Source organism: Actinospineispora spinosispora DSM 44797 (assembly GCF_000429025.1).
In the GTDB taxonomy this organism is placed as follows: domain Bacteria; phylum Actinomycetota; class Actinomycetes; order Mycobacteriales; family Pseudonocardiaceae; genus Pseudonocardia; species Pseudonocardia spinosispora.
The window spans coordinates 450,539-464,087 of sequence record NZ_AUBB01000010.1 but is presented as its reverse complement, the minus strand read 5'-3'; the positions used below and the strand labels follow the sequence as shown (position 1 = coordinate 464,087).

Sequence of the window (13,549 nt, the reverse complement as noted above, 5' to 3'; positions counted from 1 at the left end):
CGCCGATGGCGATCCGCGACGCGTTCGTACTGGCGCTGCGCACTATGACGACCGCCCGGTTGCGCACCGCGCTGACCATGCTCGGCGTGGTGCTCGGCGTGGCCTCGGTACTGGTGCTGACCGGCCTCGGCAACGGCCTGCGCGACGGGTTCGACCGCGAGTTCGGCTCGCTCAACGACGGCGTGTACGTCTTCCCGACGACCCCGAGCACGCCCGGGGCAGTCCAGCGGCAGAGGCTCATCGAAGCCGACGCCCGAGCGCTCGGCGACCGGTCCCGGGTACCGGCGGTGGCGACCATCATCCCGGGCCGCTCGGGCACCGCGGTGGTCCGCCACGGCGTGAAGGAGGTCAACACCTCGGTGCACGGCACGACGGCGGGCTACCTCCACACGGTCGCGCGCAGCATCGCGGTCGGCAGGATGATCACCGACGCCGACGACGCGAACGGCAACCGGGTCGCGGTGATCGGCCCCAAGGTCGTCGAGCAGCTCTTCGACGGCGACCCGCACGCGGCCCTCGGCGCACGGATTCGCGTCGGCCGCATCCCGATGGAGGTCATCGGCGTGGAGGACGACGGCTCGGACCACACCGACAACATGGTCGTCCTGCCGCTGCGGACCTCACGCATCCTGTTCGCCGGCAGTGACGGGCTCGACTGGATCGTCGCCATCACCCACGGGATCGAGCACGTGCCCGCCGCGGTCGAACAGATCAACCAGGTGATGGACCGACGCCACGGCATCACCGACCCGGGCCTGCGCGACTTCGTGGCACAAGCCACGCTCACCAAGATCCGTGAGGTCACGAAGTACCTGACACTGCTGAACTGGCTCTCGCTGGCCGTCGGCGCCATCTCGCTGGTCGCGAGCACGCTCGGCGTCGCCAACATCATGATGATCACGGTGCACCAGCGCCGGACGGAGATCGGCATCCGCAAGGCGATCGGCGCCACCCGGCGCGCGATCGTGCACCAGTTCCTGATCGAGTCGACGATGCTGGCCGGGATCGGTGGTGCGCTGGGTGCCGGCCTGGGTCTGCTGCTCACCGCGACCGGCAGGCACTACCTGCCCCTGTTCGTGCCCGATCTCGGCCGGCCGGATCTCCCGGTGGCCGCGGTGGCGGGCGCGTTCGGGATCAGCCTGCTCATCGGCCTGCTGGCCGGCGGTTATCCGGCGGCGAGGGCAGCCGCGCTGCACCCGATCGAGGCACTGCGCACCTGAGTCAGACAGGTGGACATGGGACTGATGGTGATCTTGTGTCCACCGAAAGTGGACCCCGGGGTTACCCTCGACTCAGCCCTGCTCGAAGATCTTGCCTGTGCAACAGTGACTGACCATGGTCGAGCGGGTCGTCGGAGAGGCGCTCGACGCGAGCCCAGCTGCCGCCACGAGGAGTACGAGGGGGTGAGATGCCGCAGACACTGGACGCTCTCGACCTCGTCGGCCATACCTGCATGATCCCCGACAGCCCGGAGCACGTCTGGGAGACGTCGGCGGCCTGGATCGCCGGCGGGCTCCGTGCCGGCGAGAAGGTCATGTACTTCGAGGACGGTTCCATCGACCGGCTGATGGACCGGCTCGAGGACGATCGCATCCCGGTCGCTCGCGCGATGGCGGACGGCCAGTTCACCGTCGTGCCCTCCGAGGCGAGCCGCGCCGGCTGGGCCGTCCCGGTCGAGGAGGTCGGGCCGGCCTTCACCCAGGCGATCCGTGAGACAGCCGAGCAGGGCTGGCCGGGTGTGCGGTTCATCGCCGAACCCTCACGCGCCCGCCTGGGCTACGGGCTCGACCTGATGGCCAGCCACGAGGCGCTCATCGACGGCATCCTGCTGAGAAACCCCCAGGCCCGTCTGCTGTGCATCTACGACCGCGAGACCTTCGACGACGAGGCCATCGCCGAGATGCGGCGCGTGCACAGGACCGAGCTGGTCGTCTCCCCGATGTTCGACGACGGTCTGCTCCGGATCACCCGCCCGGAGCCGGGGACGTATCGGCTGGCCGGCGAGATCGACCACAGCAACTCCGGTGTCCTGCGACAGCTGCTCGATCGATGCCTGGAGGACATGCTCCGCGCGGCCACCGCCCCCGACGACGTGACCCTGGACCTGTCCTCGATCCGGTTCATCGACGTCCACGCGAGCACCGAGCTGCTCCGGTCGTCGAACGAGTTCCCACCCGGGCACAACCTCGTACTCCTCGGCACCCGGCCGCACGTCCGAAGCCTGATCGAACGACGCATGCATCCTTCGCACGGCCGGCTGGTTCTCCCACCGAGGTGGGACCAACGTCTCGAGGCCCCGGCATGAGCCCGCGACCCGGTCCCTTCAGCACCGTGCGGCATTCCGCCGGCTTCTACGAGGACACGAGCGGCCTGCTCGCCCAGATCGTGCCGCTGGTCAGCGACGCGCTCGACCGGGGCGACGCCGTCGCGATGGCCCTGGACCAGCAGACCGACGACGCTCTGTGCGCGGTGCTCGGTCCGTTGCCGGACGTCCTTCGCCTCCCGCATCCGCAGAGCACGGTCGGGCTGTCCGGTCAGACCGAGGCCACCGTCAGGGCCCGCCGGTTCGACGAGCTGTCGGGCGGGTTCCGGCCGATCACCGCGATCATCCAGCACGACAGCCGTTTCGACGGCCCGGACGGCCGGTTCTGGACGGAGCTCGACGCGGCGTCCAACCTCGCGCTGGCGCGCATACCGGTGACGCTCACCTGCTTCTTCCCCCGGACCTCACCCCACACCTCGCTGCTGGCGGGCGCGCGCCACAACCACCCGCTGCTGTTCCAGGACGGCTCGGCGCACCCCAACGCCGCGTTCCGCCCGCCGGGCCAGGTCCTGACCCGTATCCCGGTACCCGCGCCGCTCCCCCTCGGCAAGCCCGTGGCCGCGTTCGACCTCGCCGACATCCCGCTGGCGTCGGTACGGGACATCACCACGCGCGCGATGCTCCGGCACGAGTACACCGCGAGCAAGGTCAGCGAAGCGGTGCTCGCGATGAACGAGGTCGTCACCAATGCCGTACAGCACGGTCGGCAGCCGATCCGGCTGCACGTGTGGGACACACCTGACGGCTGCGTGTTCGAGGTGCACGACCGGGGCCGGCTGGTCGACCCGTTGCCGGGTCTGAACCAGCCGGATCCGGACAGCATGCACGGCTGGGGACTGTGGATCGCCCGGCAGGTGACCGACTACCTGCACCTGTGGTCCGACGAGGCGGGCACCCACGTGCGCGTCGCGATGTGGCACACGAGCGTGCCGCAGTCCCTCGACGCCGAGGCCCCGCAACGGCCCGCGGCTACTGCCGTGCGCGCCACGTATCGAAGGTGATCTCCCCGAGCCGGGCGTCCGGCTCGGGCACCAGGGTCCGCTCGCCGAGCAGGGCGCCGTAGTACCGGGCCTGCTCGTCCGTGACGACCTGCCTCGGGTCGTTGCGGGACGCGAGGTCCCCGCGCACCAGCTCGTCGAGCCGGAACACCTCGGGGCCACCGACCTCGACGACACCGTTCACCGGCTCTCCCAGCGCGACGCGTCCGACCGAGGCGGCAACGTCGTCGGACGCCATCGGCTGGATCAGGACCGGCGCCAGCCGCACCTCGTCGCCGACGGTGCTGAAGTCGGCGATGCCGGTGACGAACTCGAAGAACTGCGTGGCCCGCACGATCGAATGGGCCCGACCCGACTCCCGGATCAGCGCCTCCTGAGCGATCTTCGCGCGGAAGTATCCCGATTCCGCCAGCCGGTCCGTGCCGACCACCGACAACGCCACGTAGTGCCCGACCCCCGCCTTCTCGGAGTGTCCGAGCAGGTTGGTGGTGGAGGTCCGGAAGAACTCCAGTACCGCGTCGTCGGCCCACGACGGGGAGTTCGACACGTCCACGACGACCGCGGCGCCGTCGAGCACCTGGGCCAGCCCCTCACCGGTCAGCGTGTTGACCCCGGTGTTCGGGGAGGCCGGCACCGCCTCGTGGCCCTGTTGATCCAGTTTCGCCACCAGTCTCGAGCCGATGAGCCCCGTCCCACCGATCACAACGATCTTCACGAGCGTCCCCTTCGTCTCCCACCGTCGCCGCCTTCTGTTCGAGCGGCGTCGGAGGTGAGGACAAGACAGCTCGACGATCTGTGACAGCGTCAGATGCCGAACTGGTAGCCGCCGCTGGCCTCGATGATCTGGCCGGTGATCCAGCGGCCGTCCCTGGACAGGAGCATGGCGATCACCGCCGCGATGTCCTCCGGTTCGCCGAGACGGCCGAGCAGGGTCTTCTTCTCGATCTCCGGCACGAGGTGCGCGTACCTGCCGAACGCGTTGTCGGAGATGAGCGTTCTGGTCGCGCCGGGGGCGATCGCGTTGACCCGGATCCCCCGCTCGGCCAGCTCCACGGCGAGGTACTGGGTGAAGGTGTTGACGGCGGCCTTGTTCGCCGCGTACACGGTGTAGCCGCCACCTCGTTCGATCGTCGTGACGCTCGCGCTGGTGACGTTGACGATCGCGCCACCGTCGGCCAGCAGCGCCAGCACGTGCTGGGTGAGGAAGTACGTCCCCCGGAACAGCGCCCGGCCCATCGAGTCGAACTGTTCCTCGGTGGTCTCGACGAACGGCGATCCGCCGCCCAGCCCGGCGTTGTTCACCAGCGCGGTCAGCCGGTCGGCAGGCCAGACCGAGGCGAGCGCGTCCCGCACCTGGCTCACGAACGCGGGGAACCGCGCGGACTCGGCCAGGTCCAGTCGCAGCGCCACAGCGGTACCGCCGCGTTCCTCGATGGCGCCGACCGTGTCCCGCGCGCCCCGCTCGTTGCCGTTGTAGGTCAGGATCACGCCGTGGCCGCGCGCGGCGATCTCGAACGCCGTGGCCTGACCGATGCCCGAGCTGCCCCCGGTGACGATCGCTACGCCCATGATGTGCCCTCCTCGTATGCGCCCGGCCGATCCGGGGCACCGAGTGACGGTACGAGCGACCCGACGCTCGCCGGCAGACCAAAGCTCCGCACTTCCTGCACGATCCTCTCGGCGGGTCGGCTCGACGACTCCGCGGTGCTTTACTGATGACGTGCCGATGGAGGAGATCCGCCGGATCATCAGCGACCACGCCGACGACCGGGAACTGCCTATTCCTGGGCTGGTGGTGTTGCGGTCCGAGCGCCCGACACCGCCGACGGTCACCATGAGCGGCACGATCCTGGGGTTCGTCGCGCAGGGTCTCAAGCGTGTGTCGGTGGGCGACCGCACGTACGACTACTCCGCCGGGCAGTACCTCGTGACCTCGGCTGACCTGCCGATCACCGGCTGTGTTCTCGAAGCGACCCCGGCCACCCCCTACCTGGGCTTCGGCCTCGTCCTGGACTCCGCCGTCATCGCCGAGCTGCTGCTCACCGCCCCCGATCCACCAGAGTCCACCCAGTCGCCCGCGCTGGCGGTCCTCGACGCCTCCGCGGAGCTGTGTGACGCGAGCCTGCGCCTGCTGCGCCTGCTGGACCGTCCGGACGACGTCGCGGTACTCGGCCCGTCGACCCGGCGCGAGGTCGTCTGGCGGTTGATGCAGGGCAGCGCGGTCGTCCGCCAGCTCGGGCTGCGCCGGGACAACGCGCCCGATGTCCGGCGCGCGATCCACTGGCTCAGGCACCACTATGCCGAGCCGGTGCGGGTGGAGGAGCTCGCCCGGCTCGCGGCGATGAGCACCTCGACCTTCCACAAGGTCTTCGCGACGGTCACGGCCATGAGCCCGATCCAGTTCCAGAAGCGGATCCGGCTGCAGGAGGCCCGCCGGCTCCTCGTCGCCGGGGAGACCGACGTCACGAGCGCCGCCCACGCGGTCGGCTATGACAGTTCCTCCCAGTTCAGCCGTGAGTACCGCAGGCTCTTCGGTGCGCCTCCGGGCAGGGACTCACGCACGCTCCGGGTGAGCGGCCGGCTTCAGAATTAGATCGAAAATCGATATGGTTTCGGCATGGACCCAGCCCGTGCCGTGCAACGGCTGACCCGATCCATCGAGGACTTCAACTCGGTGTTCATCCGTCTCCCGTCCTCGAACCGGCTCAACTTCTCCGCGCTGTCGGTTCTGCACACGCTGTCGAGGGTGGGGTCGTGCCGGCTGAGCGACCTGGTCGGGACCGAACAGATCAAGCAACCGGCGCTGACGTCGGCGGTGGCGAAGCTGGAACACGACGGGCTCATCGACCGCAGGCCCGATCCGTCGGACGGACGGGCCTCGATGCTGTCGCTCACCCCGGCCGGTGAGTCGATCGTGACCCGCCGGCACACCGAGCGCGCGCAGCGACTCGGCAGTCTCATCGACCGGCTTCCACCCACCGATCGCACGCGACTGCTGGGCATCGCGGAGGTGCTCGACCAGATAGTTCGGCTCGCCGACGAGCGGGCCGACGAACCCGAGGAGGGGACCGAGCAGTGAGCACACCGACACCGACACCGATCGCCGTCGAGGAGAAGGTTCTCGACGATCTACGGTCGCGGCTGCGTGGGACGAAGTGGCCCGAGGACGAGGAGAACGACGACGGGCGGTACGGCGTGCCCCGGTCCCTGCTGGAGCCGCTGGCACGCTACTGGGCCGAGGAGTACGACTGGCGGGCCGCCGAGCGGGCGATGAACGCCTACGAGCACTACCTGGCCGACGTCTCCGGCGTGCGGGTCCACTTCATGCGCAGGCCGGGCGTCGGGCCCGCTCCCACCCCGTTGATCCTCAGCCACGGCTGGCCCTGGACCTTCTGGCACTGGTCGAAGGTCATCGACCGCCTCGCGGACCCCGCCGCGTTCGGCGGCGATCCGGCGAACGCCTTCGAGGTGATCGTCCCGTCGCTGCCGGGCTTCGGGTACTCGACGCCCACCCGGCCGGACATGAACTTCTGGAAGATCGCGGACGTCTGGCACGAGCTGATGACCGGGACGCTCGGCCACAGCCGGTACGCCGCCGCGGGCTGCGACGTCGGCGCCCTCGTCACCGGTCAGCTCGCCCACAAGTACGCCGACGAGCTGTACGGCATCCACATCGGCTCGGCGCTGAAACTGGACCTGTTCACCGGTGATCGCGCGTGGGACCTCTCCGGCGGCCGCCCCATCCCTCCTGGCCTGCCCGACGACCAGCGGCGGCGACTGGTCGAGATCGAGCGACGGTTCGCCGTGCACCTCGCCGCACACCTGCTCGCTCCGAGCACCCTCGGCTACGGGCTGACCGACTCACCCGTCGGCATGTTGGCCTGGCTCCTCGAGCGGTGGATGAAGTGGTCGGACAACGGGGGCGACATCTACTCGGTGTTCAGCCGCGACGACCTGCTCACCCACGCGACGATCTACTGGACCGGCAACGCCATCGCGAGCTCCATCCGTACCTACGCCAACAACAACCGCTATCCCTGGGCGCCCTCCCACGACCGGACACCGATCATCGAGGCACCGACGGGCATCACGTTCGTCGACTACGAGAACCCTCCCGGGGTCCACGGTTCGGACGAACGCATCGAGTCGTTCCTGGCGAGCGATCGCGCCGGTTGGTACAACCACGTCAACATCACGGCCCACCCCCAAGGCGGCCACTTCATCCCCTGGGAGATCCCGGCCGAGTGGACCGCCGACCTGACCCGAACCTTCAACCCCCTGGTCCCCCGGCCGCCCGGATAAGGTCCCGAACCATGATCACCACGGTCTGGTGGCTGTTTTCGGGCGAAAATTCAGCCACCACACCGTGGTGATCAAGAAATGCCGGTCACGGGAGCGATCAGCTGCCGGCTGCGTGCTCGGCGACGACCCCGGTCCGGTGGCGCTGCACGAACCAGTAGTAGGCGAAACCGGCCCCCAGGATGACCGCCGGGAAGAGAATGCCCGCGCCGCGCAGGTACCAGTGGAACGGCGGCGTCGCGTTGTAGATCTCCGCGCGGGGCCAGGCGAGGTTCACGGTCATCGCAACGCCCCAGACGACGGCGAGGACGTTGACCGGCAGCCCCCAGCGCCCGAGGGAGAACCCGTCGGCCCTCGGTACCCAGGTGCCGCGCAGGCGCTTGGCCAGCATCGAACCGGTGACCAGCAGGTAGGCGACGTAGATCATGATGATCGCGATGCTGGTGACCACGGTGTAAATCTGCGGGCTGATCGTGAGCAGCAACAGCACGACCGCGACCACCCCGACGGCCACCGAGGCGACGACCGGTGTGCCGAACCGAGGACTGATCGTGCAGAGCTTCGCCCCGGACGGCAGGTTGTTGTCCCGAGCCATCGCGAACGCCAGCCGGATCGCCGCCGCGTGTACCGCGAGGTCGCACACCACCACCGCGATGACCACCGCGACGAGGATGACCGAGCCGACGCCACCGCCGAGCACCTGGAGGATGAGCGTCTGCAGGCCGCCGTTGGCGCTGAGCGCCGGATCGGTGAGGTCGGGCGCCGCCATGAGCGCGAGCAGCAGGATGAGGCCGCCGAGCAGGAACGAGAAGAACAGCGCGCGCAGAATCGCTTTCGGCGCGTTGCGGCGCGGGTCGTGCGACTCCTCGGCCAGCGAGCTCGCCGTGTCAAACCCGTACATGACGTACAGCGAGGCCAGCGACGCGGCGAGGAACGCTCCGAGGTACCCGTACGGCTGGCTCCCGATGTGCGCGAGCGAGGTGTCGAACACGACCTGCGGGCCGCGCACGACGTTGATCGCCAGCAGCACGATCAGCACGACGGCGGCGACGAGCTCCAGGAACACCCCGGCCGAGTTGATGCGGGCCATCAGCGTCGTGCCGAAGGCGTTGATCAGGGTCGTGAAGACGATCAGGATGACCGCGAGCAGCACACCGTTGGCGGCGGTGGAACCGTCCGCTCCCGCCGGGATGATCTGGAACCCGGACCACAGCTGGGGCAGCGTCGCCTGGAGTGCCAGCGCGACGGCCGCGAGCGACACCACCGAGGCGATGAGCATCGTCCAGCCGGCCAGCCACGCGGTGTGCGCTGAGGTCAGGCGCTTGGTCCAGTTGTAGATCGAGCCGGCGACCGGGTACCGGGCGGCCAGCTCGCAGAAGCACAGCGCGACCATGAGCTGGCCGACGAAGACCATCGGCCAGGACCACCAGTAGGCGGCACCGGCTGTCCCGAGGCCCAGGTAGAACAGCTGGAACGTGCCGGTCAGGATCGAGATGTAGCTGATCCCGGCGGCGAAGGTGTGGAAGCTGCCGAGGCTGCGCGCGAGTGTGGGTTTGTACCCGAACTCGCCGACGTCGTCGTTGTCCGAGGTCGAGCCGGTGGACACGCCTGTGGTGGAAGAAGCCGAGATCTCACTGCTCACGCCAGTTCTCCTGGTTCGCACTCGAGCAGATGTGTACAGACGTACGCATCGAGAGGGAATAGTGCGGGATGACGTACGTCACGTCAAGGACTTCGGGTCAGCGAATTGCCAGCTGGTACCCGGTCAGGACGGCAGGACCCGGCGAAAGATCTCGACGACCTCGCACCGGGCGGGAGCGGGATCGGCCAGCAGCGCCTGCAGCACCAGCCCGCAGAACGCGGCGGCCAACAACCGTCCGGTGACCGGGTCGGTACGCGCGGCGAACACCTCGGTCAGCACCGCGTCCCACGCGGAGCTGGCCGGTCGCAGCGCCGGGTGGTGCAGCGCGGCGACGTAGAGCTCGTACTCCACGACGGTCTGCGCGCGCTCGCCGGTGAGCTCACCGACCGCGAGGTCGCCGAGCGCCTCGGCGAAGTCGGCGTCCGGGGGTAGCGACCGCTCCCAGTCCCGCAGCCGCACGACGTTGCGGTCGACCGCGGTACGCAGTGCCTCCGCGAGCAGATCGTCCAGGGTGGCGAAGTGATAGGTGGTCGAGCCGAGCGGCACGCCCGCTTCCTCCGCCACCGCCCGGTGCGTCAGCCTGTCCACGCCGCGCCGGGCGACGACCGCCACGGCCGCCTCGGCGATCCGGGCCCGCCGACCGGGATCGGTCGGCCCGCGACCGCGCCTCGGGCTCTCAACATCCGCCGACATGCCCCCAGTCTCCCCTACCCCCACCCTCCCCCGTGGCACGAATGTGGCGATAGGGACGCTCAACGTCCCTAAAGCCACATTCGTGCCACGGGAGGCAGCGGGGGTGTGGGGTTATCAGGGGCGGGTGACGCCGAAGAGGGAGGGCCAGGTCACCGGGTCTGCGAACATCGCGTCCGAGTCGTGGGCCACGCCGTTGACCACCAGGTAGTCGTGCGGCGCGGTGGGGAACATCTGCTTGATCCGCTCGATGAACAGCTTGCCCCGGGCCAGGCGGCTCGGGCCCTGCGCGTCCGCCTCACAACCGGTGTCGAGGTCGCCGTTGTCGACCGTGTCCTCGTTGCCGTTGACGATCGTCACCGTCCGGTGCGCGTACTGGTCGGCCGCCTGCTGCGGGGTCAGCTGCGCGACGTAGCCCTCGCGGTCGTCGAGACCGTACTTGTAGGTGTTGTAGTCCGCGCAGCCGGTGACCGGCTCAGGACGTTGTTTGTCCAGGTAGACGAACGACGACGGGTTCATCGCCACGTAGTTGACGCTCACCCAGGGCAGGTGGTTCGGCGCCTGCCCGAAGACCGCGTAGCGCTGGGTGAACTGGCCGCCGGCGGAATGGCCGGTCACCGTGATGTGGGTGAGCTTCGGGAACCGTCGATGATCGGCGAGGGAGTTCAGCAGCTCGTCGGCGACGGTGAAGCTCGACGGGCTGCCCCCGCCCATCTTCCATTCGTCGCTCGACCAGTTCTTGAACCACGGCGCCACCACGAGCGTCTCGCCCTCGACCCCGGCGGACTGGGCCGCCGCCATCATGCGTTCGTAGTAGCCCTCCGCGTTGCGCCCGGTGCCGTGGATGACCACGACCGCCCGGGTGACCCTGGGTGAGCCGGTCATCGGGAGGTTCGAGAACACCCGGAACTTCTCGCCACCCGGCAGCTTGAGCGTCTCGCGGTTGCCCTTACGGGGACCCGGCGTCACCAGCTGATCGGCAGGCAGGTCCGCCGGCGCGGGAACAGCGGGTGCCTCAGGGGCGGCTTGCGGGGGCGGCGGCGCCTCTGTGGGGCCCCGATCGGCGCCCGAGCAACCGGCGATCAGAACGACAGAAATCAGAACGATTGCACTGGCCGCCCGACCTGACCAACGGTGCCTCATTCACCCGAGCATATGCTCGATCCGACCGGAGCCTCAGGTGATTTCTGAGACGACGCCGCGTAATTCAGTGGTGTTTCCTGACCCGCTTCCCCGGTCGTCTCCCGAAGATCTTGTCCCCCCGGTCGTCGCTGGCCCAGCCGCCCGCGTCGTAGCCGTCGAGATCGAAACAGATCTCGGCGAACTGCTGGCCGAACAGCGACAGGTAGATGCTGCGGTAGATCGTCGTCGCCTTCTTCACCCGTTCCATCGGTTCGGTCGCCTTGGGCTGAGCCTCGACGAACGCGTAGCGGCGCCGGTCGGTGACCGGCTCCTCCGAGAACCGGACCAGGCCGAGCCGGTTGAGGTTGGCGAGATAGTGCCGGTCGCGCTCCGGCCAGGTGCACCCGGCCATCTCGGCGATCAGGGTGATCCCGCCCGCGAGACGCTCCGACCCGACCCCGAACGGCGTCTTGCTCCGGATGTCGATCGCGGGCTGAGGACCGGCGACGGCGAGGAACCGCAGGATGCGCGCCTCGTCGGGGGTGAGCGACTGCAGCATCAGCGCGAACGACGGGTGCTGGGCCCGTGGCTCACCCTCCGCCCGCCAGGACCCCTTCAGCAGCGCGTTGCCGACCGACCTGAGGTCCTGCTCGGTCGCGATGCGCTTCGAGCTGACCCGGTTCGGCGTCTGCCTGCTGTTCTCGACACCGAGCGCGTGGAGCACCGCGGACTGCACCATCGACACCTGGTGATCGACGATGTGAGTGATCGGCTCACCGGCCTGGACCTCCTTCGCCAGCTCCGCCACGGTGTCCATCGATCCCTTGGTGACCGTGGTGAAGACCCGCCACACCACGGCACCGGCGACCCTGACGACCCCGACCACGTCCGCCGTGGTGGGCAGCAGTGACGCCGAACCGTTCTGCTCGGCGGCGCGTGCCACGGCCCTCCGCCGGTCGGCGTCCGGACGGCGAGGGTCCTTCGATGCGTCGGTCATCATCAGGCTCCGAAGATCAGCAGGTGAACCGCGCCGACGAAGATCCCGAGGAAGCCCCCGTGCGCGTAGAGCAACCAGGCGTCCTGCTCGATCGCCGAATACAGCATGTCCATGAACTCGCCGGGGGACAGCGCCCGCAGCTTCGCGGTGCAGAACTTCTCGATCCGCCCGGACTGCGCTCTGGTGAACTCCTCGTCCTGGGTCAGGACCGGCGCGATGTCGGCGACCAGTCCCCCGGCGGCGCCGGACTGGATGGCGTCGAACTCGCGTGCGCCGACCGCGGCGCGAACGACGGAGCCGACGGGTCCCAGGATCGAGGCGATCTCCGCCCTGAGCATGTCCTCCAGCAGTCCCATGGTCCGGTCGCCCCTCGGACCGGTCAGCACTTCGCGGGTCACGTTCGTCAGCGTGATGACCGTGTGGCCGAACACCCGGCCGAGGTCGGCGGCGGCCTGCGGCTGACGTTTCGCGAGCTTCGCCTGCTTCCACAGGCACCGGTAGCGCGGTTTCGGCTCACCGGGGGTGAACACCACCTTGATCGCGATGATGTTGACCACGATCCCGATCACCGCCGCACCGGCCAGCACGATGAACCACGCCGGAATCCAGGACAGCAGGAAGAAATGGTGATGCACCTGCAGGTACAGGGCGAGCAGCAGTCCCATCGGAGCGCCGAGCACCCCGATGCGGGTCATGAACCGCAGCTCCGGTGCGCCCATGCTGTAGAAGATGTACTTCAGCAGCTCGGGATGCCTGCGCATGTGGCCGACGGCCAGCAGCTTGATGTCCACGAGCTGCTCGACGTTGTCGCCGATCTGCGCGAACGCGCGCTTGGTGATCTCCGGAAAGCGCGCCTCCACCTGACTGAACACCAGTTCCTTCACCCGGGGTGGCAGGTCGTGCCACAGCTGGGGGTGCTCGCGTTCCATCAGGTTGTCGACCATCGGCCGGATCAGCGGACGGCCCGCCGTGGACAGGCGCGCGGCGAGTGCGTCCGGGTCGAGCTCGCGGTAGAAGTCGCTCGGGCTGCCGATCTTGACCAGGGCCTTGTCCGAGATGAAGCTCGCCATCTTCTCGGCCCGCGCCGGGACGAAACCCTGGAAGCCGAGGATCCCGCCGGGGGCGAAGATGGGCAGGATCTGCAGCTTGCGCGGCAGGAACGGGAACAGCGTCTTGAGGCCCGGCACGTGGAACCCGGTGAACCGGGTCGGCGCGAACAGCATGAGCACACCGGTCCAGTTCGTCAGAACGCCCGCGATCGCGCTGAAGATCGGGATGCTGACGATGTCGATGACGAACTTCGACTGCCCGGTGAGGTGTTCCCAGTCGATGATGCCGGCGGCCAACACTGACATGCGCTTCGTCCTCCCCTGACGACAACGCCGTCGTCACGCCCGACCGGGAGATCGACCCTATGTGATCGACCACCCACTGCCCAGCCCCGAAGCCCCTGATCAGCCGAGCGTGGCACCGAGCCG

The 13,549-nt window shown here is 68.9% G+C and carries 13 protein-coding genes; 6 read left to right on the top strand and 7 right to left on the bottom strand.

The features are described 5' to 3' along the window. Nucleotides 1–5: 5 nt before the first annotated feature. From G406_RS0105990 to G406_RS0105980, 3 genes are all read left to right on the top strand, one after another. Nucleotides 6–1,220 (top strand): ABC transporter permease, encoded by a 1,215-nt coding sequence (locus G406_RS0105990; RefSeq protein ID WP_028933139.1) that lies wholly within the window; start codon nucleotides 6–8, stop codon nucleotides 1,218–1,220. 188 nt (nucleotides 1,221–1,408) lie between these two features. Next, complete coding sequence (locus tag G406_RS0105985; RefSeq protein WP_028933138.1) at nucleotides 1,409–2,305, top strand: MEDS domain-containing protein; 897 nt, start codon at nucleotides 1,409–1,411, stop codon at nucleotides 2,303–2,305. Then, a complete protein-coding gene (locus tag G406_RS0105980) occupies nucleotides 2,302–3,324 on the top strand; it encodes an ATP-binding protein (RefSeq protein ID WP_028933137.1) in 1,023 nt (340 codons plus the stop codon). Before G406_RS0105985 ends, G406_RS0105980 begins: the two co-directional genes overlap by 4 nt. On the opposite strand, the gene G406_RS0105975 is transcribed toward G406_RS0105980, so the two are convergent. Together G406_RS0105975 and G406_RS0105970 are read right to left on the bottom strand one after the other, a co-directional pair. Next, on the bottom strand, nucleotides 3,293–4,036 hold the full coding sequence (locus tag G406_RS0105975) for an SDR family oxidoreductase (RefSeq protein WP_028933136.1): 744 nt from the start codon (nucleotides 4,034–4,036) through the stop codon (nucleotides 3,293–3,295). The genes G406_RS0105980 and G406_RS0105975 overlap by 32 nt on opposite strands. Nucleotides 4,037–4,125: 89 nt before the next feature. Continuing rightward, a complete protein-coding gene (locus G406_RS0105970) occupies nucleotides 4,126–4,890 on the bottom strand; it encodes an SDR family NAD(P)-dependent oxidoreductase (RefSeq protein WP_028933135.1) in 765 nt (254 codons plus the stop codon). A 157-nt stretch (nucleotides 4,891–5,047) separates the two neighbouring features. Here G406_RS0105970 and G406_RS0105965 point away from each other — a divergent pair, with 157 nt between their 5' ends. Genes G406_RS0105965 through G406_RS0105955 form a run of 3 tightly spaced genes read left to right on the top strand, consistent with a single transcriptional unit; the run spans nucleotide 5,048 to nucleotide 7,623 of the window. Further along, nucleotides 5,048–5,914: an AraC family transcriptional regulator gene (locus G406_RS0105965; protein ID WP_211241050.1), complete on the top strand. Its 867-nt coding sequence runs from the start codon at nucleotides 5,048–5,050 to the stop codon at nucleotides 5,912–5,914. A gap of 24 nt (nucleotides 5,915–5,938) precedes the next feature. After that, on the top strand, nucleotides 5,939–6,400 hold the full coding sequence (locus G406_RS0105960; RefSeq protein ID WP_037075178.1) for a MarR family winged helix-turn-helix transcriptional regulator: 462 nt from the start codon (nucleotides 5,939–5,941) through the stop codon (nucleotides 6,398–6,400). Next, nucleotides 6,397–7,623, top strand: a complete 1,227-nt coding sequence (locus G406_RS0105955) for an epoxide hydrolase family protein (RefSeq protein WP_028933132.1) — start codon at nucleotides 6,397–6,399, stop codon at nucleotides 7,621–7,623. The genes G406_RS0105960 and G406_RS0105955 overlap by 4 nt, the downstream gene beginning before the upstream one ends. Nucleotides 7,624–7,720: 97 nt before the next feature. Here the strand turns inward: G406_RS0105955 and G406_RS0105950 are convergent, their stop codons facing one another. The 5 genes from G406_RS0105950 to G406_RS0105930 all read right to left on the bottom strand — a co-directional run bounded on the left by G406_RS0105950 (nucleotide 7,721) and on the right by G406_RS0105930 (nucleotide 13,426). Further along, nucleotides 7,721–9,226 (bottom strand): APC family permease, encoded by a 1,506-nt coding sequence (locus tag G406_RS0105950; protein ID WP_211241049.1) that lies wholly within the window; start codon nucleotides 9,224–9,226, stop codon nucleotides 7,721–7,723. A 159-nt stretch (nucleotides 9,227–9,385) separates the two neighbouring features. Further along, on the bottom strand, nucleotides 9,386–9,955 hold the full coding sequence (locus G406_RS0105945) for a TetR/AcrR family transcriptional regulator (RefSeq protein ID WP_028933130.1): 570 nt from the start codon (nucleotides 9,953–9,955) through the stop codon (nucleotides 9,386–9,388). A gap of 114 nt (nucleotides 9,956–10,069) precedes the next feature. Next, nucleotides 10,070–10,921, bottom strand: a complete 852-nt coding sequence (locus G406_RS0105940; protein ID WP_028933129.1) for an alpha/beta hydrolase family protein — start codon at nucleotides 10,919–10,921, stop codon at nucleotides 10,070–10,072. Between the two features lie 238 nt (nucleotides 10,922–11,159). Then, nucleotides 11,160–12,071, bottom strand: a complete 912-nt coding sequence (locus tag G406_RS53680) for an Abi-alpha family protein (RefSeq protein WP_169736619.1) — start codon at nucleotides 12,069–12,071, stop codon at nucleotides 11,160–11,162. A 2-nt stretch (nucleotides 12,072–12,073) separates the two neighbouring features. After that, nucleotides 12,074–13,426, bottom strand: a complete 1,353-nt coding sequence (locus G406_RS0105930; RefSeq protein ID WP_028933128.1) for a DUF445 domain-containing protein — start codon at nucleotides 13,424–13,426, stop codon at nucleotides 12,074–12,076. Nucleotides 13,427–13,549: the final 123 nt, after the last annotated feature.